The organism is Pseudomonas sp. B3G-3, from assembly GCF_028640915.1.
In the GTDB taxonomy this organism is placed as follows: Bacteria; Pseudomonadota; Gammaproteobacteria; order Pseudomonadales; family Pseudomonadaceae; genus Aquipseudomonas; species Aquipseudomonas chlororaphis_I.
In genome coordinates this window covers 58,683-82,467 of the sequence record NZ_JAQZAB010000057.1, presented here as the reverse complement: position 1 = coordinate 82,467, position 23,785 = coordinate 58,683, and the positions used below count along the sequence as shown (strand labels likewise).

At 65.9% G+C, this 23,785-nt stretch carries 23 protein-coding genes; 10 read left to right on the top strand and 13 right to left on the bottom strand.

Annotated elements, in window-relative coordinates; all coding sequences use genetic code 11:
• Positions 1-19 precede the first annotated feature (19 nt).
• From PVZ80_RS01520 to PVZ80_RS01510, 3 genes are read left to right on the top strand one after another with little or no spacing between them, the layout of a single operon-like run.
• Positions 20-1,624 carry a carboxyl transferase domain-containing protein gene (locus PVZ80_RS01520; RefSeq protein ID WP_016701920.1) on the top strand — a complete coding sequence of 535 codons (1,605 nt, stop codon included), beginning with the start codon at positions 20-22 and terminating at the stop codon, positions 1,622-1,624.
• 17 nt (positions 1,625-1,641) lie between these two features.
• Complete coding sequence (locus PVZ80_RS01515; protein WP_273863346.1) at positions 1,642-2,457, top strand: gamma-carboxygeranoyl-CoA hydratase; 816 nt, start codon at positions 1,642-1,644, stop codon at positions 2,455-2,457.
• Entirely contained in the window at positions 2,457-4,400 is a 1,944-nt protein-coding gene (locus tag PVZ80_RS01510; protein ID WP_041986286.1) for an acetyl/propionyl/methylcrotonyl-CoA carboxylase subunit alpha, read from the top strand. Before PVZ80_RS01515 ends, PVZ80_RS01510 begins: the two co-directional genes overlap by 1 nt.
• A 56-nt stretch (positions 4,401-4,456) precedes the next feature.
• On the opposite strand, the gene PVZ80_RS01505 is transcribed toward PVZ80_RS01510, so the two are convergent.
• Complete coding sequence (locus PVZ80_RS01505; protein ID WP_009049820.1) at positions 4,457-5,122, bottom strand: LexA family protein; 666 nt, start codon at positions 5,120-5,122, stop codon at positions 4,457-4,459.
• A gap of 131 nt (positions 5,123-5,253) precedes the next feature.
• On the opposite strand from PVZ80_RS01505, the gene PVZ80_RS01500 reads away from it, so the two are divergent.
• Both PVZ80_RS01500 and PVZ80_RS01495 read left to right on the top strand, forming a co-directional pair.
• On the top strand, positions 5,254-5,595 hold the full coding sequence (locus PVZ80_RS01500; RefSeq protein ID WP_009049821.1) for a DUF6124 family protein: 342 nt from the start codon (positions 5,254-5,256) through the stop codon (positions 5,593-5,595).
• A 511-nt stretch (positions 5,596-6,106) separates the two neighbouring features.
• Positions 6,107-7,258, top strand: coding sequence for a M14 family metallopeptidase (locus PVZ80_RS01495; protein ID WP_110175851.1), 1,152 nt, complete (start codon positions 6,107-6,109; stop codon positions 7,256-7,258).
• Positions 7,259-7,297: 39 nt separating this feature from the next.
• Here the strand turns inward: PVZ80_RS01495 and PVZ80_RS01490 are convergent, their stop codons facing one another.
• Positions 7,298-7,744 carry a winged helix-turn-helix transcriptional regulator gene (locus PVZ80_RS01490; RefSeq protein WP_009049823.1) on the bottom strand — a complete coding sequence of 149 codons (447 nt, stop codon included), beginning with the start codon at positions 7,742-7,744 and terminating at the stop codon, positions 7,298-7,300.
• A gap of 97 nt (positions 7,745-7,841) precedes the next feature.
• On the opposite strand from PVZ80_RS01490, the gene PVZ80_RS01485 reads away from it, so the two are divergent.
• The gene (locus tag PVZ80_RS01485; protein WP_110175850.1) at positions 7,842-9,053 is read left to right on the top strand and encodes an MFS transporter; all 1,212 of its coding nucleotides are present in this window, start codon (positions 7,842-7,844) and stop codon (positions 9,051-9,053) included.
• A 38-nt stretch (positions 9,054-9,091) separates the two neighbouring features.
• Here PVZ80_RS01485 and PVZ80_RS01480 read toward each other — a convergent pair whose 3' ends face one another.
• A complete protein-coding gene (locus PVZ80_RS01480) occupies positions 9,092-9,631 on the bottom strand; it encodes a cytochrome b (protein ID WP_016701926.1) in 540 nt (179 codons plus the stop codon).
• On the bottom strand, positions 9,628-10,713 hold the full coding sequence (locus tag PVZ80_RS01475; protein ID WP_110175849.1) for a catalase family peroxidase: 1,086 nt from the start codon (positions 10,711-10,713) through the stop codon (positions 9,628-9,630). The genes PVZ80_RS01480 and PVZ80_RS01475 overlap by 4 nt, the downstream gene beginning before the upstream one ends.
• Before the next feature lie 181 nt (positions 10,714-10,894).
• Between PVZ80_RS01475 and PVZ80_RS01470 the strand changes: the two genes are divergently transcribed.
• Both PVZ80_RS01470 and PVZ80_RS01465 read left to right on the top strand, forming a co-directional pair.
• Positions 10,895-11,401 (top strand): RNA polymerase sigma factor, encoded by a 507-nt coding sequence (locus PVZ80_RS01470; protein ID WP_009044629.1) that lies wholly within the window; start codon positions 10,895-10,897, stop codon positions 11,399-11,401.
• On the top strand, positions 11,398-12,153 hold the full coding sequence (locus PVZ80_RS01465; RefSeq protein WP_009049827.1) for an anti-sigma factor family protein: 756 nt from the start codon (positions 11,398-11,400) through the stop codon (positions 12,151-12,153). The genes PVZ80_RS01470 and PVZ80_RS01465 overlap by 4 nt, the downstream gene beginning before the upstream one ends.
• Before the next feature lie 215 nt (positions 12,154-12,368).
• Here the strand turns inward: PVZ80_RS01465 and PVZ80_RS01460 are convergent, their stop codons facing one another.
• The 7 genes from PVZ80_RS01460 to PVZ80_RS01430 form a co-directional block, all read right to left on the bottom strand.
• Positions 12,369-13,358, bottom strand: a complete 990-nt coding sequence (locus PVZ80_RS01460) for a Csu type fimbrial protein (RefSeq protein WP_016701928.1) — start codon at positions 13,356-13,358, stop codon at positions 12,369-12,371.
• A gap of 32 nt (positions 13,359-13,390) precedes the next feature.
• Positions 13,391-15,748: a fimbria/pilus outer membrane usher protein gene (locus tag PVZ80_RS01455; RefSeq protein ID WP_273863344.1), complete on the bottom strand. Its 2,358-nt coding sequence runs from the start codon at positions 15,746-15,748 to the stop codon at positions 13,391-13,393.
• 115 nt (positions 15,749-15,863) lie between these two features.
• Positions 15,864-16,655, bottom strand: coding sequence for a fimbrial biogenesis chaperone (locus PVZ80_RS01450; RefSeq protein WP_273863343.1), 792 nt, complete (start codon positions 16,653-16,655; stop codon positions 15,864-15,866).
• 27 nt (positions 16,656-16,682) lie between these two features.
• Positions 16,683-17,183, bottom strand: coding sequence for a Csu type fimbrial protein (locus tag PVZ80_RS01445; protein WP_273863342.1), 501 nt, complete (start codon positions 17,181-17,183; stop codon positions 16,683-16,685).
• Positions 17,184-17,187: 4 nt separating this feature from the next.
• Complete coding sequence (locus PVZ80_RS01440; RefSeq protein WP_009049832.1) at positions 17,188-17,721, bottom strand: Csu type fimbrial protein; 534 nt, start codon at positions 17,719-17,721, stop codon at positions 17,188-17,190.
• Positions 17,722-17,741: 20 nt separating this feature from the next.
• Positions 17,742-18,281 carry a Csu type fimbrial protein gene (locus PVZ80_RS01435; protein ID WP_009049833.1) on the bottom strand — a complete coding sequence of 180 codons (540 nt, stop codon included), beginning with the start codon at positions 18,279-18,281 and terminating at the stop codon, positions 17,742-17,744.
• Between the two features lie 101 nt (positions 18,282-18,382).
• Entirely contained in the window at positions 18,383-18,883 is a 501-nt protein-coding gene (locus PVZ80_RS01430; protein WP_435307279.1) for a Csu type fimbrial protein, read from the bottom strand.
• A gap of 309 nt (positions 18,884-19,192) precedes the next feature.
• On the opposite strand from PVZ80_RS01430, the gene zapE reads away from it, so the two are divergent.
• Both zapE and PVZ80_RS01420 read left to right on the top strand, forming a co-directional pair.
• Entirely contained in the window at positions 19,193-20,338 is a 1,146-nt protein-coding gene (zapE, locus tag PVZ80_RS01425; protein WP_041986298.1) for a cell division protein ZapE, read from the top strand.
• A 93-nt stretch (positions 20,339-20,431) separates the two neighbouring features.
• Positions 20,432-21,745, top strand: coding sequence for a leucine-rich repeat-containing protein kinase family protein (locus tag PVZ80_RS01420; protein ID WP_101282847.1), 1,314 nt, complete (start codon positions 20,432-20,434; stop codon positions 21,743-21,745).
• Between the two features lie 84 nt (positions 21,746-21,829).
• Here the strand turns inward: PVZ80_RS01420 and PVZ80_RS01415 are convergent, their stop codons facing one another.
• Both PVZ80_RS01415 and PVZ80_RS01410 read right to left on the bottom strand, forming a co-directional pair.
• Positions 21,830-22,534: a YebC/PmpR family DNA-binding transcriptional regulator gene (locus tag PVZ80_RS01415; RefSeq protein ID WP_009049837.1), complete on the bottom strand. Its 705-nt coding sequence runs from the start codon at positions 22,532-22,534 to the stop codon at positions 21,830-21,832.
• A 360-nt stretch (positions 22,535-22,894) separates the two neighbouring features.
• Positions 22,895-23,758, bottom strand: coding sequence for a LysR substrate-binding domain-containing protein (locus tag PVZ80_RS01410; protein ID WP_124340470.1), 864 nt, complete (start codon positions 23,756-23,758; stop codon positions 22,895-22,897).
• Between the last annotated feature and the right edge of the window lie 27 nt (positions 23,759-23,785).

Genomic DNA, 23,785 nt, shown 5'->3' with positions numbered 1-23,785 from the left:
AGCTGCGCTGGGAGCCCCAATGATTCTGAAGTCTCAGCTCAACCCGAAATCACCAGAGTTCGCGCAGAACGCTGCCAGCATGCTGGCCCAGGTCGATGCCCTGCACACCCTGCTCGCCCAGGTCCAGCAAGGCGGTGGCGCCAAGGCCCAGGAACGGCACACCTCGCGCGGCAAGCTGCTGCCGCGCGAGCGTATCAACCGCCTGCTCGACCCGGGCTCGCCCTTCCTCGAAATCAGCCAACTGGCGGCGTATGAGGTGTATGGCGAAGACGTGCCGGCCGCCGGGGTGATTGCCGGCATCGGCCGGGTAGAGGGTGTCGAATGCATGATCGTGGCCAACGACGCCACGGTGAAAGGCGGCTCCTACTACCCGCTGACCGTGAAAAAACACCTGCGCGCCCAGGCCATCGCCCAGCAGAACCGCCTGCCCTGCATCTACCTGGTGGACTCCGGTGGCGCCAACCTGCCGCGCCAGGACGAGGTGTTCCCCGACCGCGAGCACTTCGGGCGGATCTTCTTCAACCAGGCCAACATGAGCGCCCAGGGCATCCCGCAGATCGCCGTGGTCATGGGTTCCTGCACCGCCGGTGGCGCCTACGTGCCGGCCATGGCCGACGAAGCGATCATGGTCCGCGAACAGGCCACCATCTTCCTCGCCGGCCCGCCGCTGGTGAAGGCCGCCACTGGTGAAGTGGTCAGCGCCGAAGACCTTGGCGGCGCCGATGTGCACTGCAAGATCTCAGGTGTCGCCGACCACTACGCCGACAGCGACGAACACGCCCTGGCGCTGGCCCGGCGCAGCATCGCCAACCTCAACTGGCGCAAGCAGGGCGAGTTGCAGCAACGCGCGCCGATCGTCCCGCTGTATGCCAGCGACGAGCTGTACGGGGTGATTCCGGCGGACGCCAAGCAACCCTTCGATGTGCGCGAAGTCATCGCGCGGCTGGTGGACGGTTCGGTCTTCGATGAGTTCAAGGCGCTGTTCGGCACCACCCTGGTGTGCGGTTTCGCCCACCTGCACGGCTACCCGATCGCCATCCTCGCCAACAACGGCATCCTCTTCGCCGAGGCCGCGCAGAAAGGCGCGCACTTTATCGAGCTGGCCTGCCAGCGCGGCATCCCGCTGCTGTTCCTGCAGAACATCACCGGCTTCATGGTCGGGCAGAAATACGAAGCCGGCGGCATCGCCAAGCACGGTGCCAAGCTAGTGACCGCGGTGGCCTGCGCCAAGGTGCCGAAGTTCACGGTGATCATCGGCGGCAGCTTCGGCGCCGGTAACTACGGCATGTGCGGCCGTGCCTACGACCCACGTTTCCTGTGGATGTGGCCCAACGCGCGGATCGGCGTGATGGGCGCCGAGCAGGCCGCCGGGGTGCTGGTGCAAGTCAAGCGCGAGCAGGCCGAACGTGGCGGACAGACTTTCAGCGCCGCCCAGGAAGCCGAGATCAAACAGCCGATCCTCGATCAGTACGAGCACCAGGGCCATCCGTATTACTCCAGCGCCCGGCTGTGGGACGACGGCGTCATCGACCCGGCGCAGACCCGCGACGTGCTGGCGCTGGCCTTGTCCGCGTCCCTCAACGCCCCTATCGAACAGAGCCGCTTCGGCGTGTTCCGCATGTGACCCGGAGCGCAATCGACATGAACGACTTCAACACCCTGGAACTGCTGAAGGACCCGCGTGGTTTCGCCACCCTGTGGTTCAGCCGTGAAGAAAAGAACAACGCCTTCAACGCCGAAATGATTCGCGAGCTGATCCTCGCCCTGGATCAGGTGCAAAGCGATCCGGCCCTGCGTTTCTTGCTGGTACGCGGCCGCGGCAAGCACTTCAGCGCCGGCGCCGACCTGGCCTGGATGCAGCAGTCGGCCGAACTCGACTACCACACCAACCTCGACGACGCCCGCGAGCTGGCCGAGCTGATGTACAACCTGGCCAAGCTGAAGATCCCGACCCTGGCCGTGGTGCAAGGCGCGGCCTTTGGTGGCGCCCTGGGCCTGATCAGTTGCTGCGACATGGCCATCGGCGCCGACGACGCACAGTTCTGCCTCTCGGAAGTCCGCATCGGCCTGGCCCCGGCAGTGATCAGCCCGTTCGTGGTGCAAGCCATCGGTGAACGCGCGGCACGCCGCTACGCCCTGACCGCCGAGCGCTTCAGCGGCCAGCGCGCCCGGGAAATCGGCCTGCTGTCGGAAAGCTACCCGGCAACCGAGCTGGAGCGACAAGTGGCGTCGTGGATCGACAACCTGTTGCTCAACAGCCCGTGCGCCATGCGCGCCAGCAAAGACCTGCTGCGCGAAGTCGGCAACGGCGCCCTGACCCCGGCCCTGCGTCGCTACTGCGAAAACGCCATTGCCCGCATCCGCGTCAGCCCCGAAGGCCAGGAAGGCCTGCGCGCCTTCCTGCAAAAACGCCCGCCCAGCTGGCAGCCCGCCCCGACCACCAAGGAGCCGCGTTGATGAGCGCCCCTGTCCTGACCACCCTGCTGGTGGCCAACCGCGGCGAGATCGCCTGCCGCGTGATGCGCACCGCCAAGGCCCTGGGCCTGACCACAGTGGCCGTGCACAGCGCCACCGACCGTGACGCCCGCCACAGCCGCGAAGCCGACCTGCGCGTCGACCTGGGCGGCAGCAAGGCCGCCGACAGCTACCTGCAGATCGACAAACTGATCGCCGCCGCCAACGCCAGCGGCGCCCAGGCGATTCACCCCGGCTACGGCTTTCTCTCGGAAAACGCCGGCTTCGCCCGCGCCATCGAAGCCGCCGGCCTGATCTTCCTCGGCCCGCCGGCGTCGGCCATCGACGCCATGGGCAGCAAGTCGGCGGCCAAGGCGCTGATGGAAACCGCCGGCGTGCCCCTGGTCCCCGGTTACCACGGCGAAGCCCAGGACCTGGAAACCTTCCGCGTCGCCGCCGAACGCATCGGCTACCCGGTGCTGCTCAAGGCCACCGCCGGCGGTGGCGGCAAGGGCATGAAAGTGGTGGAGGACGTCAGCCAGCTGGCCGAAGCCCTGGCCTCGGCCCAGCGGGAGGCGCAGTCGTCCTTCGGCGACTCGCGGATGCTGGTGGAAAAGTACGTGCTCAAGCCGCGCCACGTGGAGATCCAGGTGTTCGCCGACCAGCACGGCAACTGCCTGTACCTCAACGAGCGCGATTGCTCGATCCAGCGACGCCACCAGAAAGTCGTTGAAGAAGCCCCAGCCCCCGGCCTGAGCGCCGAACAGCGCAAGGCCATGGGCGAAGCCGCGGTACGCGCGGCGCAGGCCATAGGTTACGTCGGCGCCGGCACCGTGGAGTTCCTGCTGGACGCCCGCGGCGAATTCTTCTTCATGGAAATGAACACCCGCCTGCAAGTGGAGCACCCGGTCACCGAAGCCATCACCGGGCTGGACCTGGTGGCCTGGCAAATCCGCGTGGCCCAGGGCGAAGCGCTGCCGATCACCCAGGATCAGGTGCCGCTGATCGGGCATGCGATCGAAGTGCGGCTGTACGCCGAGGACCCGGGCAACGATTTCCTCCCGGCCACCGGGCGCCTGGCGTTGTACCGCGAATCGGCGGCGGGCCCTGGACGGCGAGTGGACAGCGGCGTCGAGGAAGGCGACAGCGTGTCGCCGTTCTACGACCCTATGCTCGGCAAGCTGATCGCCTGGGGCGAGAACCGCGAGCAGGCGCGTTTGCGTCTGCTGGGGATGCTCGACGAGTTCGCCATCGGCGGGCTGAAGACCAACCTGGCGTTCCTGCGGCGCATCATCGCCCACCCGGCCTTCGCCGCCGCCGAGCTGGATACCGGCTTTATCCCGCGCTATCAGGATCAGTTGCTGCCACCGGCCACCGCCTTGAGCGACGAGTTCTGGCAAGCCGCCGCCCAGGCGTTCGCCCAGAGTCAGCCGGACCAGCTGCGCGCCGACGACCGTCATTCCCCCTGGGCCAAGGCCAATGGCCTGCGCATCGGCCTGCCGCGGGAAACCGTGCTGCACCTCGACTGCGAGGGCCAGGACCGGGCGATCAAGCTGGACACCAACGCGGCCATTGCCTTGCACGGCGAACAGCTGTCGATCGAACACAAGGGACTGCGCCAGCAGCACCGGGCGATTCGCCAGGGCGACAGCCTGTACCTGCAGTGGCAGGGCGAGATGCACCGGGTCACGGCCTATGACCCGATTGCCGCGGTGGAGGCCAGCCACAGTCATCATGGCGGCCTGACCGCGCCCATGAACGGCAGCATCGTGCGGGTCCTGGTGCAGGCCGGGCAGAGTGTCGAAGCCGGCGCGCAACTGGTGGTTCTGGAGGCGATGAAGATGGAACACAGCATCCGCGCACCGCAAGCCGGGGTGGTCAAGGCGCTGTATTGCCAGGAAGGCGAGATGGTCAGTGAGGGAAGTGCCCTGGTGGAGCTGGAATAAGCTCCTGAGGCAGAAGATCGTTCCCGCAGCCTTGCGGGAACGATCGTATTTTTACGTCAGAATTTAGCGGTAGCCTGCACTACCACACCAATAATCCGACACTCATCGCTGTAAAGCGTCTTCGGATAAGTCGGATTCAACGGCACCAGATAACGTTGCCCACCCTCTTCCACCAGCTTGCGGAAAATCGCTTCGGTACTGCCCGGGCATTGCACGATCACCAGCTTGCCGGGAACCGCTTCCACCGCCGGATCCACCAAGATCAACATGTCCTGGGCGATGCTCAGGCCGCTCGGGGCAATCATCGCGTCGCCCACCACGACCAGCCAGAACGCCGAGCCTTCGGCCTGGTAGTCGGAGAGCTCGTAACGCTCGGCGGCGTAGCCCGCGCCACCGGCCTCGCGCACCTCGCCAACGCCCCGCCAGTCGCTGACCGGGTAGCGAAAGTACGGGTTGTACTTCTGCACCAGTGACGGCCCTTCCAGCAGCAACTGGCCCTCGTCATCCACCTGTGGTTTTTCGCGGATCACCAGCGCGACTTCGAGAAAACCCAGGCCGATTTCTTCCAGCACCCGGTTCATGTCTTCGATCTTCGGCTGGCGCCGTTTGCTCAGCCAATGGCCGATGCCGCCCTGGGACATGCCCAGGCGCTCCGCGAGCTTTTCTTGTGTGACCTTGCGGTCCTTCATGTTGGATTTAACCAACTCGATCCATTTGTCCATGGACCGGAACAATACGTTGTGTATTTCCGCCCTCAACACACAAGTTGTAGTATTTGAAACCTAGTCACAAATACATTAAGTATTACCATTCCTCAGACCCTCTTATTCCACGTCAAAGGATGGAACCGCTCATGAGCACAACCAGCAAAGATGCACCGGAACTGGAAACCGATGTCGGCTTCAACGCCCTCAAGGACAGCGAGGCCGCCCGCCGGGCCATGGACTACTACTTGAAGCCGGCTATTGCAGAAGCGTCGATCGACGAGAAGTTCTTCGAAGTCAAAGACAGCATCAGCAGCGAGGAAGCGATGATCCACGCTTCCGACCTGCTGCGTTGTGCCGCGGCCAGCGCCTACGAGGCCGCCGACCACCTGCGGGGAACCCGGCGGGACCTGGCGTTTTCCGTGGTGCACATGATCGACATGGCCAAGGCGCTGGTGGATCGCTCGCTGGACAGCCAGCGCCAGGAATGAGAGGCGCGGCAGAATTCGCCCACGGCCGATCCGGCCGATGAACAAGGCTGACAACAGGGACAGGAAATTATTTTCTAAACGGCGGGGAAAAACATTTGACTTGCAAATGATAATGATTATTATTGCAAGCAACTGGTCGCGAGATCAGTCGATAACCCAAGAGACCTTAGGTCGGACTCCTGGATTATCTCCTCATCAGGCTAATCACGGTTTTTGACCCGGCTTTTTGCCGGGTCTTTTTTTTCTGCCAGTTTTTCTGGCTTGGCTTCAGGCTAATGAAGACTGGGTCCCGCTAAATTGGCGGCGATGATAGCAAAAGAATGCCTCATTGCAAGCCGACGCCCGCCGCAACGGCTCGCAAATGCAAAAACAGCGCTTGAGAATCAATCGCATAGCTTCTAAGCTGCTTTCGCGTCAAGGACGACGCCCCCCTCTCCCGTGGAAATTACCCCGGTATTTTCCCTGCCTTGCTAAAGTAACGGCCATAAAAAATCCTGTTCAGGAATCGACCATGACCGTGGCTCAAAGCTCGTTTCAAATCTCTGCCAATTTCGACAGCGGCAATATCGAAGTACTGGATGCCAGCAACCCCTCGCAAGTCCTGCTGGCCATCAAGCCCGATACTCGCAGCGCGCATTTCCAGTGGTTCCACTTCAAGGCCAGCGGCCTGCGTGTCGGCCAGGAACACTGGTTCCGCCTGAGTAATGCCAGCAAGTCCTCGTACAACAAGGCCTGGAGCGGTTATCAGGCGGTGGCGTCCTACGACCACGTCAACTGGTTCCGCGTGCCGACGATTTTTGAAGGCGACACCCTGCGCTTCTGCCTTGAAGCCACCCAGACCCACGCCTGGTTCGCCTATTTCGAACCCTACAGCCGCGGCCGGCATGACTGGCTGATCGAGCAGGCGCTGATCAAGGCCGGCGCCGAACTGCTGGCCACCGGCAAAAGCGTCGAGGGTCGCGATATCCAGCTGCTGCGCAAAGGCAGCGGCGGCGAAGGCCGACGCAAGGTCTGGATCATCGCCCAGCAGCACCCTGGCGAGCACATGGCCGAATGGTTCATGGAGGGCGTGATCGAACGCCTGCAGCACCGTGACGATGCCGAGCTGAACAGGCTGCTGGCCAGCGCCGATCTGTACCTGGTGCCGAACATGAACCCCGACGGCGCCTTCCACGGTCACTTGCGCACCAACGCCATGGGCCAGGACCTGAACCGCGCCTGGCAGAGCGCCAGCCAGGAGCTCAGCCCGGAAGTGCTGTTCGTCCAGCAGCAGATGGAGCAGTACGGCGTCGACCTGTTCCTCGACGTGCACGGCGACGAAGAAATCCCCCATGTGTTCACCGCCGGCTGCGAAGGCAACCCGGGCTACACGCCGCGCCTGGCCAAGCTCGAGGAGCACTTCCGCAGCCACCTGAAACACAAGACCCGGGACTTCCAGACCACCCACGGCTACACCAGGGACAAGCCCGGCGAAGCCAATATGACCCTGGCCTGCAACAGCGTCGGCGAGAAGTTCGACTGCCTGTCGCTGACCCTGGAAATGCCGTTCAAGGACCACGACGACAACCCCAACCCGCTCACCGGCTGGTCGGGCAAACGCTCGATGCAACTGGGCAAGGACGTCCTCAGCACCGTGGCCGACATGGTCGGCATCCTGCGCTGATCCTGCTGCGCTGGCCGCGGCGCGAACCGCGGCCGGCGCCTATTGCACCGGCACCCGCCGGCAATCCTCGGGCCCGAGCAAGCGCCCATCCGCCGAGCGCAGCTCCAGCGGTCGCAGCGGCAGCCCCTGCTCGCGGTCGACCATCAGCGAATGCGCTTCCCCCTCCTCGTAGAAATACGCCTCGCCCCACTGCCGCAGACCGATGATCAGGTTGAACAGGCCGTTGCCCTTCTGCGTCAGCACGTACTCCTGATAGGCACTGCCGTCGGACGCCGGCAGCACCTCGAAGATGCCGTGGGCCACCAGGGTCCGCAGGCGGGCAGCGAGGATGTTCTTGGCCATCCCCAGATTGCGCTGGAACTCGCTGAAGCGGCGGATGCCGTCAAAGGCATCACGAATGATCAGCAGCGACCACCAGTCACCGATAGCGTCCAGCGAACGGGCCACCGGGCACTCGGCGCCCTCCAGGCTTGTGCGTTTGACCATGATGCAGACTCGCGACAGGAAAGTGGTTGCAATATAAAACCAGCCTCTCTACCGTACAACTGGTTTCATAAAGCAACCAGAACTCACGGAGCCGAGCATGACAGCCGCAATCGCCCCTTTGCCATCCGCCACCATTCCGGCGTCGGTGGTGCTGCTCTTTGCCATTGCCTGCGGGCTGGCGGTGGGCAATGTCTATTACGCCCAACCCCTGCTCGATGCCATGGCCCACAGCCTGGACATGCCGCGAGCGACCATCGGCCTGGTCATCACCCTGACCCAGGTCGGCTACGGTCTCGGCCTGCTGTTCCTGGTGCCGCTGGGCGACCTGCTGAACCGCCGGCGCCTGATCGTCGGCCAGACGAGCTTGTCGGTCGTGGCCCTGTTGATGGTGGCGCTGGCGGCGGACAGCACTTGGCTGTTGCTGGGCATGGCCCTGACCGGGCTGCTCGCGGTGGTGACCCAGGTGCTGGTGGCCTATGCCGCCAACCTGGCCGCGCCAGGCGAACGTGGCCAGGTGGTGGGTAGCGTGACCAGCGGCATCGTGCTCGGGATCCTGTTGGCGCGCACGGTCTCGGGAACCATGGCCGACCTGGCCGGCTGGCGTTCGGTGTACCTGCTGTCGGCCGGGCTGACCCTGCTGATGGCGCTGCTGTTGTGGCGGGTGCTGCCCAAGGTCGAGCAACCGGCGGCAATGCACAGCTACGGCCAACTGATCCGTTCGCTGTTCGGCCTGTTCCGCGAAGAAAAGGTCCTGCGCGATCGAGCGGTGCTGGCGATGCTGATCTTCGGCGCCGGCACCGTGTTATGGACCCCGCTGGTGCTGCCCCTGAGCGCCCCGCCGCTGTCGCTGTCGCACACCGAGATCGGCCTGTTCGGCCTCGCCGGCGCCGCCGGTGCCCTGGGCGCCTCGCGTGCCGGACGCTTGGCCGACCGTGGCCTGGGACAATGGACCAGCGGCCTGGCGCTGAGCCTGATGCTGGCCTCCTGGTTGCCGATCGCCTACACCCAATCGTCGCTCTGGGCCCTGCTGCTGGGGGTGATCGTCTTCGACCTGGGTTTGCAGGCGGTGCATGTCACCAGCCAGAGCCTGATCTACAGCACCCGCCCCGAGGCCCAGAGCCGCCTGGCCGCGGGCTACATGCTGTTCTATTCGATCGGCAGCGCCAGCGGCTCGATCGGCGCCACCGCCCTGTACGCCTGGGCGGGCTGGACCGGGGTATGCCTGCTGGGCGCCGCGATCAATGGCGTGGCGCTGCTGTACTGGCGGTGGAGCCTGAACCCGCGCAAAGCCCCGGTGTGTGCCGGTTGAAACACATTGCCAGGGCTCTTGAGCGCACCGCCCTGCTCTCAGTCCTTGCCGCGCAGCATGCTTTCCAGCACCCCGTCGCGGCGCACCCAGCCATGGAACAGCGCCGCCGCCAGATGCAGCAGCACCGTCAGGAACAGCAGGTAGGCGAGAAAGCCGTGGGCCTTGCGCAACCAGGCGAACAGCGGGGCATTGGCCGGCAGGAGCGACGGCAGCTGCAGCGAACTGCCAAGCATCACCGGGTCGCCCGCCGCCGAAATCATCGCCCAGCCCAGCAGCGGCAGGATCAGCATCAGCGCGTACAGCAGCACATGGGAGGCCTTGGCCGCCAACGCCTGCCAGCCCGGCAGGTCCGCCGGCAGTGGCGGTTGCCGGGTGGAAAAGCGCACGACCAGGCGCACGATCACCAGCAGCAGAATGGCAATGCCCAGCGGCTTGTGCAGGTGGATCAACCACTCATGGCGCTCGGACACCGAGGCCACCATGCCGGCGCCGATAAACAGCATGGCAATGATCATCAGCGCCATCAGCCAGTGCAGCAGGCGCGCCAGTGGCGCGAAATGATTCGGTTGGGCGCTCATGGGCGGGACTCCTGGGCAGCATGGGGCAATTGATCGACTTCACTGGTGCGGCGCAGATAGGAACTGGCGTAGGCCGCCGAACGGGCCGCCAGCAGCGGGTCGTCGGAGGCGGCAATGCCACTCGGCAGCACCAGCGGGTCGTAGTTGATGTCGCGGCATTCGCCCTCGTTCTGCGGCTGGCTGCGCTCCAGCACCAGGGTCCCGGCATTCAGCACCTTGCGCTCGCTGGGCCAGGCCTTGCTGGCATCGTCGGTCGGGTCGCCCGGGTTGGCCAGGGTGATGCTCAAGCGCCAGCGCAACGGCCCCGCGGCCAGGCGCTGCACCAGGTCTTTTTCCAGGAAGTCGTTACCCTCAGGCACCACCGCGCCGGGCGCGTCCTGGGTCAGCGGCACCACGCCCCAGCGCACCGCCTGGCGTTGCCCGGTGGCGCTCACCAGGTAAAACGCGTTGATGCCGTTGTAGGTTTCGGTGGCGTAGCTGACCGAGGGCTTGGCGCTTTTGATCCATTGCAGGAACGGCATGGCTTCCGGGTGGGCGGCGAAAAACGCCGGCACGCTGGCCGGGTTCGGCTTGCCGGTCGCCGGGTCTGGCGCACTGGCCTGCTGCAACTGGTAAAACGCTTCGGGGGTGCCCACCGGGAACACCGGCATGCTGTTCATCCCGGTGCGCCATTGCTGGCCGTTGGCCTGGGTGAAACGCAGCGCCAGGCTGCGGATCGGCACACTGCCGTCAGGTGCATAGGGGTTGCCGGGGGGCAAGGCGAAACGCCCGACCACCGGGGTCCGCGCTTCGTTGAACACCTGGGCGCTGGAATAGCTGCGGGCTTCGCCGCTGCTCTCGAAATAACCGACCACGCACACACCCTTGGCGTGGTTGCGACGGAAGCCCGGATGCACGCCGTTGTTTTTCTCCAGCACATCCACCAGGGCCTTGGGGGTCAGGCGCTGCGGATCGAAAGTGCCGTGCACATAGGCCATGGCGCCGGCCAGGGCCGCGACCACCAGGGCGATCCCGCCCAGGCGCAGGCTCAGGCTGGCCGCGCTCAAGGGCGGACGATCAGGGGGGGATGGACGATCTACCATGAATATCTCCAGGGCCGCGGGCCACAGGTGGAAAGGACAGGTCAGACGTACCCCGGCAAGCTTTATTCCCGTCGCCGATATTTATTTTCCGAGCACTGGAATAACCTGCACGACCAGGCGTCTGGCTGTTGCAAGCACGCTGTTGCAAGCGTAGCGACTGGCCAACGATCCGCAGGACCCCATGAACGATATCGACGAACAGCTGCGTGAAATCATCCCCCGGTTGCGGCGCTTCGCCCTGTCCCTGAGCCGTCAGCCCAGCAGCGCCGACGACCTGGTGCAAGCGAGCCTGGAACGGGCGCTGTCGAGCTGGGGCGAAAAACGCCCCGAGGGCGATCTGCGGGCCTGGCTGTTCGCCATTCTCTACCGCCAGTTTCTCGACGCGCACCGCCGCTCACGGCGTTATGCGCGCATGCTGGAATTCTTCACCGGGCGCGACGACGCCCAGCCTTCGGTGGAACGCAGCGTGGTCGCGCAATCGACCCTGGAAGCCTTCGACCGCCTGCCCGCCGAACAGCGCGCGCTGTTGCTCTGGGTCTCGGTGGAAGGCCTGAGCTACAAGGAAGTCGCCACTATCCTCGACGTGCCCACCGGCACCGTGATGTCCCGCCTGTCCCGGGCGCGCCAGGCCCTGCGCCAGCTCAGCGACGGCGAAATCAGCAGCCCTTCTTTGCGGATACTCAAATGATCAGCCTGCCCCCCAGCGAACGCGATCTGCACGCCTACGTCGACCATCAGCTCAGCGAGAGCGACCGGCGCCTGCTGGAGACCTACCTGAGCAGCCACCCGCAGCTCGCCGCCCAGGTCCAGGCCTGGCAGCAGGACGCCCAGCAGCTGCGCGCGGCCCTCGGCGGCGCTCTGCAGCAACCGGTCAACCCCAACCTCGACCCGGCGCTGATTCGCCAGCGCCTCAAGCGCCAGTCGCGCCGCCACCTGGCCAGCGCCGCGCTGCTGTTGATCGCCCTCGGCGTCGGCGGCCTGAGTGGCTGGCAGGCGCGGGAAATGACCCTGGCCAGTGCTCTGCCGCTGCCAATGACCGACGCCCTGCAGGCCTATCGCCTGTTCGCCCAGCAAGGCGTCCTCCCGGCCGACCTCGAGGTCCGGGGCAACGGCGCCATGCAGGCCTGGCTCGATCGCTACTTCACCCAGGCCGAGCGCCTGCCGGACCTGCGCGAGGCCGGGTTCCAGGCGGTCAGCGGGCGTTTGCTGAGCACCGATCAAGGACCGGCGGCGATGGTGCTGTACGAGGACCAGGGCGGGCACAGGATCAGTTTCTATATCCGCCCGCCGGGACCGAAGAACTACCTGCTGCCCCGGGGCAGCCGCAGCGATGGCGAACTGCAGGCCGACTACTGGTCCGACAGCGGCTACAACTACGCCATGGTCAGCCCCAGCGGTTCGGCGGTGGCGCAGCGGCTGCAGGATACCCAGAAGTTCTGACCCATGGCAGCCGCATCCCCGTGGGCCGGCCTTGAGACCGCCAGAGGTCCTTCGGACCTATCGCAGCCTGCGGCAGCGGCTACCTCGACCCCGTCATCTGGGCCATCACCTTCTCCTGTAGCCGCTGCCGTAGGCTGCGATCGGCAGCGAAGCAGCCGCAGGATCTGCGCCACACCACAAACACCTGCGACTAGCACAATAGGGTCACTCCCTCCTTAAAACCCCACATCCAGCACCACATTGTCGATATAGGTCCCCGCCGGCGGCGTGGCCTGGTCGGTGTAGATCCGGGCGTTGTAGTTGAACACCTGGCTGCCGGTGCCCAGGCCGTTGCCGGGGTTCACCTCGGCGTCGGAACTGGCCCGCCGCGCCGCGCCCACGCTGCCCCAGCGGGTGGTGCCGGCGCTTTTGAAGATGTCGTAGGCCAGGTAGTTGCCCCCCGAGATCATCCGCCGCCGCCCGCCGACGCTGACGGGCTGCTGGCCATCGTCCAGGCCCACGGTGTAGGCACTGCCCTTGGTACAGGCGAGGTTGATGGTCTGCCCGCTGACAGTGGCGAAGGCGCTGATCACCGGCGCGCTGCCGAAGCTGATGTTGGGCGCGGTGATCACGCAGTCGTTGGCCACCGTCAGGTTGACCGTCAGGCTGGCGACGCCGCTGCCGATATCGCGCCCCAGGCATGCGCCCAACGCACCGATCCCCGCGCAGTAGTTCCAGCTCCAGGCAATGCTCAGGGTCTCGGTGTAGATGCCGGCGGCGACGTTGCTGCCGGTGATGCTGCCCAGGTAGACCGGAATGGCCTTGGCCACGGTCGGGCTGCCCAGCAGCCCCAGGGCGTCGACGATGGAGTTGCGCGCGAAGTCGAACTGCACGCCGCGGGTGATGGGGTAATTGGTGCTGTTGTCGCCGTAGATCGTGTAGCCGATGACATCGCCGGTGGGGCCCAGCAGCCCGCTCTGCGAGGAGGTGATGGTGGCGTAGAAATGGTCGTTGCTGGCCATCAGGGTCGCCAACGAGCCGGTGCAGGCCAGGCCGGCGTTGGTGCTGGAAGCAGGTTGCGAGGTGGTGCGCACCAGGATCGAACTGAGGGTGCCGAAACTCGCCGGCGAGGTACTGACCACCGAGCACAGGGCCTGGGCCGCCCCTGGCAACAGCAGCGCCAGCAGCAACAACGCCAGCCCCCAATAACGACGCAACCTGTCCATGTTCACTGACTCCCGATTCCGTTCATAAACCCTCACTGACACACCAGCGGCCCGATCAACGGCACCTGTTCCTGTTCCGGCTCCAGGGCAAAGCTCACCTGGCAGCTGCTGCCGTCGGCGAGGCTGACCCGCAGGTTGTTGTTCGGCGCCAGGTTTTCCAGGTACACCAGGCCGTCCCAGCCCACCACCGTCTGGGCGCCGCTCTGTTCGTGGGTCACCAGGCTGCCCAGGGGCAACTCATGGTGCCGAGCGTCCACCAGGACCACGCTGGCGGCGAGGATGCGGGTCAAGGGGAACTCCACCAGATAGCCGCTGCCACGACGCACCGCGACCCGCTGTTCGACCAGCGGGCTCTGCACGTTGGCCGGCAGGTTCAGCGGGTCGATCTCGTATTTGCCGCGGTAATAGGCGCTGCTCCAGGGCACCAGCAGATGGCCGTTCTTATCGGTGCTTCCTACCAGCTGGTTTTCGTAGCGCACCGGAATATCCCGGTAACCGTCGGTGCTGACCACCACGAAGGCGTCATCGATGCGGTTGGCGGCGAACACCTGGCGGTCCATCCACACCAGCGAACCGCTGGCATCGGCCCAGCGGGTTTGCGCCTCGCTGGAACCATAGACCCCGGCCTGCAATTGCACCGACTGCAAACGCCAGGTCAGGTCGGCCTGGCGGTAGGCCGGCGCATCGCCCTGGGCATATCCGAGATTGAAGCCGAAGCCGCCCTCGCTGGGCACCGCCCGGCTGTAGTTGACCCGCTGCCGGTTCTGCCCGTCCTTGCTGCGTTCGCTGCTCAGGCTGAGGCTGCCGTGGAGGTCGAACGGAATCACCAGTTGGGCCTGGACCGCCCAGTTGCTGTCGCCGATCTCGCGGTTGGCCGACAGGTAGAAACTGCTGCTGCGCCACAGCGGCTTGCTCCAGGTCAGGTTGAGCAGGCGGGTGCGCGAATCGTCCGCGGCGCGCACATCGAAATAGCCGGCGCCGAGGCTGCCGTAGCGCTCGAGGTTGAGGCTCAGGGTCAGCTGTTCGCTGCGCTGGCTGAGGCTGGCGTAGGGGCTGTCCACCAGCGTCAGGTCGGCATAGCCGTCGCGGCGCTGCATGCGCTGGTAGGAGAGGCTGTAGCGTTGGCTGCTGTACTGATAACCGAGGCTGATCTGCTGCCCGCCCTGGCCGTCGAAGCGGCTCTGGCTGATGGCGCTGTTGAGCACACCGAAGTTGCCCAGGCGCAGGTTGCCGCCGAAGCCGCCGAGGGTCAGGGACTCTGCAGCTTCGGCATGGCCTTCCAGGGTCAGGTTATTGCTCAGACCGTAGCGCAGGCTGCCGGAGGTGACGCCTGGGCCATAGCTGAAATCCTTTAGCGTGTAGTCGCGGCGCAGGGTCCCGGCGGCTACCGAGAAATCGCTCAGGCCTTGTCGCAGCAGGCTGCTGGTGACATAGAACGGCACGGTGGTGGACACCTGTCGCCCCAGGGCATCGGTGGTCACCACCACCGCTTCGCCGGCACCGTTGATGAACGGGATATTGGTCAGGGTGTAGGGCCCCGGCTGCAGGTCGGCGCTGCTGGACTTGTAGCCGTTGATAAACAGGTCCACCGAGGACGGCACCGCCGCCTCCCCGGCGAACTGCGGCAAGGGGTAGGTCACCAGATCCGGGCGCACGGCAAAGTCGCGGGACAGTTGCACGCCGCCCAGGCGCACCGCGTTGCTCCAGGGCAAGGCGCCGCTGACCAGGTCGCCGGCCTCGTAGGTCAGCAGGCGCTCGTCGTCGGAGTAGCGCCAGGTCGTGTCGTAGCGGCGGTAGCCGTTGTTCAGCGTGCCCTCGCCGAGGCCGGAAAAGGTCCGCCGGTACTGGCCGGTGTTGGACAGGGTGCCCCAGCTGTCGAACAGCCGCACCTCGTTCCAGGCGGCCAGGTAGGTGCCGGCATCGTCGGTGTCGTTGAGGTACAGATCGTAATTGAGCAAGGCGCCGAAACTGCTCAGCGCCGGGGTTCGTGGATAGGCCTGGCGGCTGCCGATCCGTTGCTCCGGCAGCCAGTCCGGCGGCACCTCCAGCAACAGGCGCTGGCCCTGGCTGTCGTAGTCGCTGTGCAGCCCTCGCAGACTGTCGAGGGCGACCTGCGCATCGAGCCCCTCGGGCAATTTCATCCCGCTTTCCCGCAGGGCCTGGGCCGGCACGAACAGGCGCCCGGCACGTTGCTCGACAGCGATCACTCGCCCGGTATTCATCTGATTGACCACCAGTTCCAGGAACAGCTGGGCATCGCTGATCGCTTCCATGCCGCTGGGCGGCGGCGGCAGTTCGCCCCCCAGGCTGGCGGAGGCGAACACCCAGCAACACAGCCCGCTCGCCGCCCACCCCGGGCGCCAGAAACGACGAGCCGCGCCGAGGCTCATTGTGGCTTTTCGTCCATCGATGGAGACCTTTCTTCCATGGTCAGCCGTGGTTCCCGTTACCGGTCAGCCCGAGCGGCAGCTCTGCAACCCCGCCTGTCCGCGGCGGCAAGCGGCTTTAGCGGGCCGGCGCAACGCTCTGCACCTGCGGCGCGCCATTGACCCGCACCTGCAGCACCGCGTCCGTGGTCGGCGCAGCGGGCAACGGCCAGCGCATGATCGCCCCCGGCAGCACGTAGCCCAGCAGCCCTTCCACCAGGGGCCGGGTCTGCCCCGCCTGCTTGAACGCCACGTCGGTCAGGCGCGCATGCACCGCGCCCTGGTTGCGCACCTCCACGTAATTGCGCCCATCCACCGTCACCTTGCGCCAGCTCAGCTCGGGCACGCCGGCGCTTTTCGGGTCGCGCTGGCGGGTGCTGTCTTCCTTGCTCCAGAGCCCGGCCCCGTAGGCGAACAGCGGCACCGAATAGCGCATCTGGAACCGGATGGCCGCCGCCGTCTTGCCCTCGCCTTCGGCAATCGGCGGCTGGGCCGAGGGGATTTCATCGATGATGATGCGGTAGGCCAGTTCCTGGCCGGGCGGGACTTCGCGGGTCCGGGTCAGGCGCACCAGTTGCTTCTGCCCGGGTGCGATCTTCGCCACCGGCGGGCTGCCGATCACCTCCCGCTGGTTCTGGTACTGGTCCTCGAAGCCGCTCTGGCTCCAGGCAAAGACCCGGATCTGCAGGTTGGCGGTTTCCGTGCCGCGGTTTTCCAGCCACAAGGCGCTGGCTTGCTGGTCGGCCTCCAGCACCGGGTCGATCGGCCAGATCAGCACCGAGCTGGCGGCGCTTGCCTGGGCCGCCCCCAGCAACGCCATGGCCAGCACGGCACAACGAATGGCCTGCAAGCGCCGGGAAGTCGAATACATGCTGCTACTCCTTATGGTCTTGCCCCATCACCACGACAGCTGCACCTGCAGCACATCGCTGTACGTCCCCCCAGGCTGGTTACCCGGTAATTGCATCTGGCCGTAGATCGGCAGGCTGATGTCGTTCGCGTCGCTGTAGGCCACCGCTACGCTCTGGCCGATGCCCAGGCTCTGGCTGAACGCCGCGTCGCGAAACAGCTGGTAAGCCACCCGCGCACTGCCGCCATCGAGCTGCATGTGCCGTCCGCTGCTGTTGTACTGGCCGCCGTCGACACTCATGTTCAGGGTCACCCCCGGCGTGCATTGCAGCTGCACGCTGCTCGCCAGGGCAACCTGCAGCGTGCTGGTGGACAACGCCGACTGGCTGCCGAAGTTCAGGCTGCCATAATTGCTCACCCCGCCCACCACCAGGCACCCGGCGACCACCGTGGCGCTGACCTGGAAGCTCTGGCTGGTCACCGCCGCCAGGGGCAGCGGCAGGCTGCTGGCACCGAGCAGCACCAGCGCCGTGCACGCGTGACGGGCCATGGCGTCAGAAGGTCAGTTCGACGGCGACGGTATCGGTGTAGGTCCCCGCCGGCAGGCCGGCCTTGCCAAGCGCCTTGCCGTAGATATTGACGGTCTGCGCCACACCGGTGCTGGTGGCCAGGTTGATGACATCGTCGATGGCCAGGAGCTGCGAGTGGCCGGAGTCGGTGTACAAGTCGTAAGGCACGAAGTTGCCGCTGCCATCGGCCAGGGCCCGGGTACCACCGGCGGACTCACCGTCATGGGCGCCCGCGCGGACCTTCACCACCGGGCTGGTGCCGCTGGAGCAGAGGATCGACAAGGCCCCGCCGCCGCCACCGAGCACCTGGGCCGTGGCCTGGGTGAACAGGCTGTCGGTGGTGCCGAAGTTCAGGGCGCCGAAGTTCAGGCCGCTGCTGCCGCCTGCGCCGTTGACCTGGCAACTGCTGGTGAGAATCAGGCTGGACGTGATCTGGCCGGTGACCGTCGCGGCCTGGGCACTGGAGAAGATCGCGAGGCCAAGCAGGGCCAGGGCCATCCGGGATACAAACATATGCATGACATTCGTCCTCTTGGGGTTTACCAATCCAGCGTGACCGTCAGGGTGTCGGTGTAGACCCCTGCCGGCAGCGCGCGGGTATTCGCGACCACCGAGCCAAACACCGGGATCGGTACCTGGGCTCCACTGGTAACGGCGAAATTGTGTTGTTGACCGATGCTGTAGCTGTCGCTGCCGGACGCATCGAGGAACAGCCGATAGGCAATGGTCTGGCGGCCATTGCTCAGGCGCCGGGTGCTGCCGTCGCCGTTCAGGCCGCCGTCGATGGTCACGGTGAACCCGGTCACCGAAGGGTTGCAGGCGACTTCCAGGTGGCCATTGCCAGCGCCGCTGAGGCTGGCATTCAGGGGATTGGCCCAGGTCGGGCCGTGCTGGCCGAAATCCAGCAGGCCGAAGTCGCTGAGCGGGCTTTCGGGGGTGCTGGTGGCGCCATTGGTCACTTCACAGCCGGCGATGATGGTCAGCCGCGCATGGATCTGCCCGCTGATCGCCGCTTGCGCGTGCTCAGCCAGCAGTAGCAGGGAACCCAGGGCCGCCAGCGCCCAGCGTCTACTTGTCATACCGCATCCATCCCAGATCCATCAGGATCTCTCCCTTGACCGCTCATGGCGAGCGACTTCCCTGTACCGCCCGGACCCACCGGACGGCTCCTTCACAGTCACTACCAGGTAACCGTCACTTTCAGCAGGTCGGAATAACGACTGACCCGCGGGATCTCGGCCAACGGTTCGATCCGCCCGTACAACGGCAGGTCCACCGACCCCGAGTCCGGCACCCGGCCGCTCACCGGCACGTTCACCGGCAGCGGAATGCGCCGGGCCGGGTCCTGGTACAGGCGATACGGAATGGGTTTGCTGTGTTCGGCACTGCCGGCCAGGTAGCGCACTTCGCCGACGCCTCCGTGTTGTCCGCCGTCGACGCGCAATTGATAAGGGGTGTCCGGGTTGCATTCGAGCCTGGGCCGGCGGGCGTCGAGCAACGCCGCGCTGAGGGGACCGGCGGGGTTGTCGAGGCGCGGGCCGCTGCCGAAATCCAGCACGCCCAGTTGCTCGATGCCGGCATCGCGCTGCTGCCCCACCAGCTGGCAGCCACGCTGTACGTTGACCCGGACCTCCACCTGGAGCTCCGCGGCCCATGCCGTCGCGCCGAGCAGCATGCTCATGACTGCGAAAACCAGCTTGCCATTCAACGCCTCAATCCTTTTGAGGAACGATAGGTACAGCTCAGGTTAGTCAGCGCTGGGGAAATCGCCAGCGTCGGGGGGCAAGCCGCGTGCCAATAAAACAGCCCCCTGAGCGCCCGGTGCACCGTGGTCGAACACAGTGACACGGGCAAAAAGCTGTACCGACCCGAGCTTTTCGTAGAACCAATCGGCGCCTTCAGACAGCGCTGGATGCCGGGCCGGGGATTGGTTAAATTACCGCGCCGGTTCCAGGGGGGGAGCGGGCCTGGAACAATCGGGGTGACACCATTGGCCGCTTTACCGCCAAACCGCTCGCTACGCCCATCGCGCTGGCCCAGGCTGCGCGCGTTCTTCGGCAAGGCCTTCGCCCGGCCCGCCGCCAGCACCAGCCATGGCCGGGTGATTCACGAGTATTTCCGGCACAAGGCCCACGACCAGGGCTACACCCTGAGCCACAGCCAGCAGCGGGTGATCGACTACATGGCCCAGCAGGCCAACGCCCTGCTCCAGCCAGACGCCAGGCCACACGCCAGCCGCAGCCTGTATCTTTATGGCGCGGTGGGACGGGGCAAAAGCTGGCTGCTGGACGGCTTCTTCCGCGCCATCCCGCTGGCGGAAAAACAGCGCCTGCACTTCCACGATTTCTTCGCCCAACTGCATCAGGGCATGTTCCGTCACCGTGAGCAGCCCGACGCCCTGGAGGCCACCCTCGACGAACTGCTCAGCCATTGCCGGGTGCTGTGCTTCGACGAGTTCCACGTCCACGATATCGGCGACGCGATGCTGATCACGCGGCTGTTCAAGGCCCTGTTCCAGCGCGGCATCCTGCTGCTGGTGACCTCCAACTACGCCCCCCAGGGTTTGCTGCCCAACCCGCTCTACCATGCGCGCTTCAAGCCGGTGATCGACCTGATCGCCAGCCGCATGCAGGTGATGGAGGTCGGCGGCCCACACGACTACCGCAGTCAGCCCCGCCGCCATTCGCAGCAGGTATTCACCCAGGGCCGTTACCTGTGGCCCGGCAGCGAGCAGCAGCGCCAGAGCCTGGGCCTGCCACCACGCAACAGCCCGACCTCGGCGCTGATGGTCGGCGCGCGCCAGCTCCAGGTGCGGTTGTGCGAACAACACCGCGTGGGTTTTGCCTTCAGTGACCTGTGCGAACAGCCGACCGCAGTCATGGACTACCTGGAGCTGAGCCGGCGCTTCGATCACTGGATCATCGACGAGCTGCCCGAACTGGGCGAATGCCCGATCGCCGTGCAGCAACGCTTTATCAACCTGATCGACGTGCTGTACGACCAGGACAAGCACCTGACCCTGATCGGCGAACGTTCCCTGCGCGAAAGCCTGGGCGGCAACGCCATCGACCTGGCGCGCACCCGCAGCCGCCTGGGCCAGCTGCAGGAAATCAGCGCGGATACGCCGCCGAGCTGAACCGGCGGTCGCCACTCGCCGCCCCGCGCCGCTATCATGGCGACCATTTCCAGGGCCGTGTGCCCTCCTCCTGCCTGAGTGTCGAACCTGTTCATGGATACCCTTGCCCAACTGCGGGCCGGCCAATTGGCCGGGCTCAAGCGTCTGGACCTGTCTTGCGGACTGACCGAATTCCCCCGGGAAATCTTCGACCTGGCGGACTCGCTGGAAGTCCTCAACCTCAGCGGCAATGCCCTGAGCAGCCTGCCGGACGACCTGCACCGCCTGACCCGCCTGCGGGTGCTGTTCTGCTCCGATAACCACTTCACGCAAATGCCGGCCAGTGTCGGCCAGTGCGCGCAACTGAGCATGGTCGGCTTCAAGGCCAACCGGATCGAACGGGTGCCCGCCGCCGCCCTGCCACCGCTGTTGCGCTGGCTGATCCTCACCGACAACCGCATCGAGGAACTGCCGGACGAGCTGGGCCAGCGCCCGCACCTGCAAAAGCTGATGCTCTCCGGCAACCGCCTGACCCGGCTGCCCCAGAGCCTCGGCCAATGCCACCGGCTGGAGCTGATCCGCATCGCCGCCAACCGCCTCAGCGCATTGCCGGCCTTCCTGCTGGGCCTGCCATGCCTGACCTGGCTGGCCTATGCCGGCAACCCGCTGGAATCCGAGGCCGACGCGGCGGCGCTGGAGTCAGTGGCGCAGATTCCCTGGGCCGAGCTGGAGTTGCAGCAGCGCCTGGGCGAAGGCGCCTCCGGGGTGATTCACCAGGCCCGCTGGCAGCGCCCCGGACAAGCATCAGTCGAGGTGGCGGTCAAGCTGTACAAGGGCAGCATGACCAGCGACGGCTCGCCGCTGCATGAAATGAACGCCTGCATCAGCGCCGGCCGGCACCCGAACCTGATCCGGGTCGAAGGCCGGATCAGCGATCATCCCCAAGGGCAGAACGGCCTGGTGATGCAGTTGATCGAGCCGAGCTACCGCAACCTGGCGGCCTTACCGAGCCTGGCCTCCTGCACTCGCGACATCTACGACGAGAGCAGCCGTTTCAGCGCCGACGCGGCCTTGCGCATGGCCCGCGGCATCGCTTCGGTCGGCGCGCACCTGCACCACCAGGGCATCACCCACGGCGACCTGTACGGCCATAACATTCTGTGGAACCCGGAGGGCGAGTGCCTGCTCGGGGATTTTGGCGCGGCGTCCTTCCATGCGCTGGCCGACACCGAGGAAACCCGGGCCCTGCAACGCATCGAAGTACGGGCCTTCGGCATTCTGCTGGAGGAGTTGCTGGCAAGGATCGAGTCGGGCCTGAGCCCGCGGCAGCACGAACGCCTGCAAGCGCTGGTCAGCGACTGCTGTCAGCCGCAGGTGCTGGCGCGGCCGGGGTTTGCTGAAGTCGGGGACGTGTTGCGGGGGATTTGAAGAGCATCGCCAGCCAGCTCGCTCCTGCTGGAGCTTGCCGGCTGGCGCAAGAATCGCTCAGGTAGCGCGATTCACCGGGCCGGATTAACCCGCCAGGCCGACGAACATGTCCTGCACGTCGTCATGGTTGTCCAGGCCTTCGAGGAAGGCTTCGACTTCCGCCATCTGCTCGTCGGACAGGCCGCTGACCGGGTTCTTCGGCTGGTAGCCCAGCTTGGCCGAGAGCACGGTGAAGCCTTGCTCGGGCAGGGCTTTCTGCACTGCGTCGAGGTCCGCAGGCTCGGTCAGGAACAGGGTCGCGCCCTCTTCGCCCGGCTCGAAATCCTGGGCCCCGGCTTCGATGGCCGCCAGTTCCGGATCGGCGTCCGGGCTGTCCGGCATGGCTTCGATCATGCCGACATGGTTGAAGTCCCAGGACACCGAACCCGAAGCGCCCAGCTGGCCCTTGCGGAAAGCCACGCGGATTTCCGCGACGGTGCGGTTGATGTTGTCAGTCACGCACTCGACGATCAGCGGCACCTGGTGCGGCGCGAAACCTTCGTAGGTCACGCGGTGGTACTGCACGGTCTCGCCGAGCTGGCCCGAACCTTTCTTGATCGCACGCTCCAGGGTCTCGCGGGGCATCGAGGCCTTTTTCGCCTGCTCCACCACCAGACGCAGGTGTGCGTTGGTGGCGACGTCAGCGCCGTTGCGGGCAGCAATGGTGATCTCTTTGACCAGCTTGCCGAAGATCTTGCCCTTGGCGTTGGCTGCTGCTTCTTTGTGTTTAACCTTCCACTGTGCGCCCATTACTCACTCTCTTTGATCTGTGGCGTCGAGTTGGATTTGGCCGACGCGATGGGCAAGTTTATACGGCCTGAAGGCACCAATCGACCAAAAAGTCAGATCCGCGACCACCTGTCCCGCCCCTCAGCCCTTGTCGGCCTTGCCCGCCACGGCGGCGAGCCGGGCCAGGCGCACGTTGCATCGACTGCGCACAGGAGCCGTGTTGGCACGAGGTGACGACCTTTCTCGATAGGCTGCGCGACCGCCCGGCTCGCTCCCTGTAGCCGCTGCCGCAGGCTGCGTTCGGCCCGGAACGGGACGCGCCCTTGAGGCCCCAGGAAGGCCCTGCGGGCCTTATCGCAGCCTGCGGCAGCGGCTACAGGTTCAATGCGTGGGCGCCAGCGCCAGGAAGGCCTGGATCAGGCGCAACTCCCGACGCCGCTCCAGGCAGCCGAGCATGTGTCGGTTCAACAGCCCCTCGCCGATGATCGGCAGCGCCCGCACCCGCGGGTCGGGGCTGAGTTCCAGCGACGACACCACGCCCACCCCCAACTGCGCCGCCACCGCCTCGGTCACTGCCTCGCGGCTGTCGAGCTCCAGCAGCACCTTGGGGTTGATTTCGGCCTGGGCGCAGGCCGCATCAAAGGTGCGACGGGTAATCGAGCTGGGTTCGCGCAGGACCATGATCACCTGGTCCAGCAGCTCCAGCTGCACGCCCTTAGGCTCGGCCAGCCATGGATGGCCCTGCGGCACCAGCGCGCAGATCCGCGACTCGCCGAGGCTCTGCAGGTGCAGGCCCTTGCGCGGTTCGACCTCGGTCAGCACCGCCACATCGGCGTGCTCCGAGAGCAGGGCCGCCAGGGTTTCCTGGGCATTGCCCAGGCGCAGGTTGACGGTAATCCCCGGATAGCGCTCGCGCAGGCTGGCGAGCATCGGCATCACCAAATGCGGGCCGTCCGCCGCCACTTCCAGGCGCCCGGTGAGCAACTGCCGGTTAGCTTCGAGCATGGCCTGGGCCTCTTCGGCCAGGCCGAACAGGGCGCGGGTGATCGCCGCCAGCTTGGTGCCCTCCTCCGTCAGTTCGACCCGGCGTGCGGTACGCCGCAACAGGGTGATCTGGTAGTGCTCCTCCAGCGCCTTGATATGCCCGGTGACCGCCGGCTGGCTGATGAACAGCCGCGCGGCGGCCCGGGTGAAGCTGCCTTCACGGGCCACGGCATCGAATGCGCGCAGTTGGAACAGGTTCATATCTATCGGCCTCACTTATGACTGGCA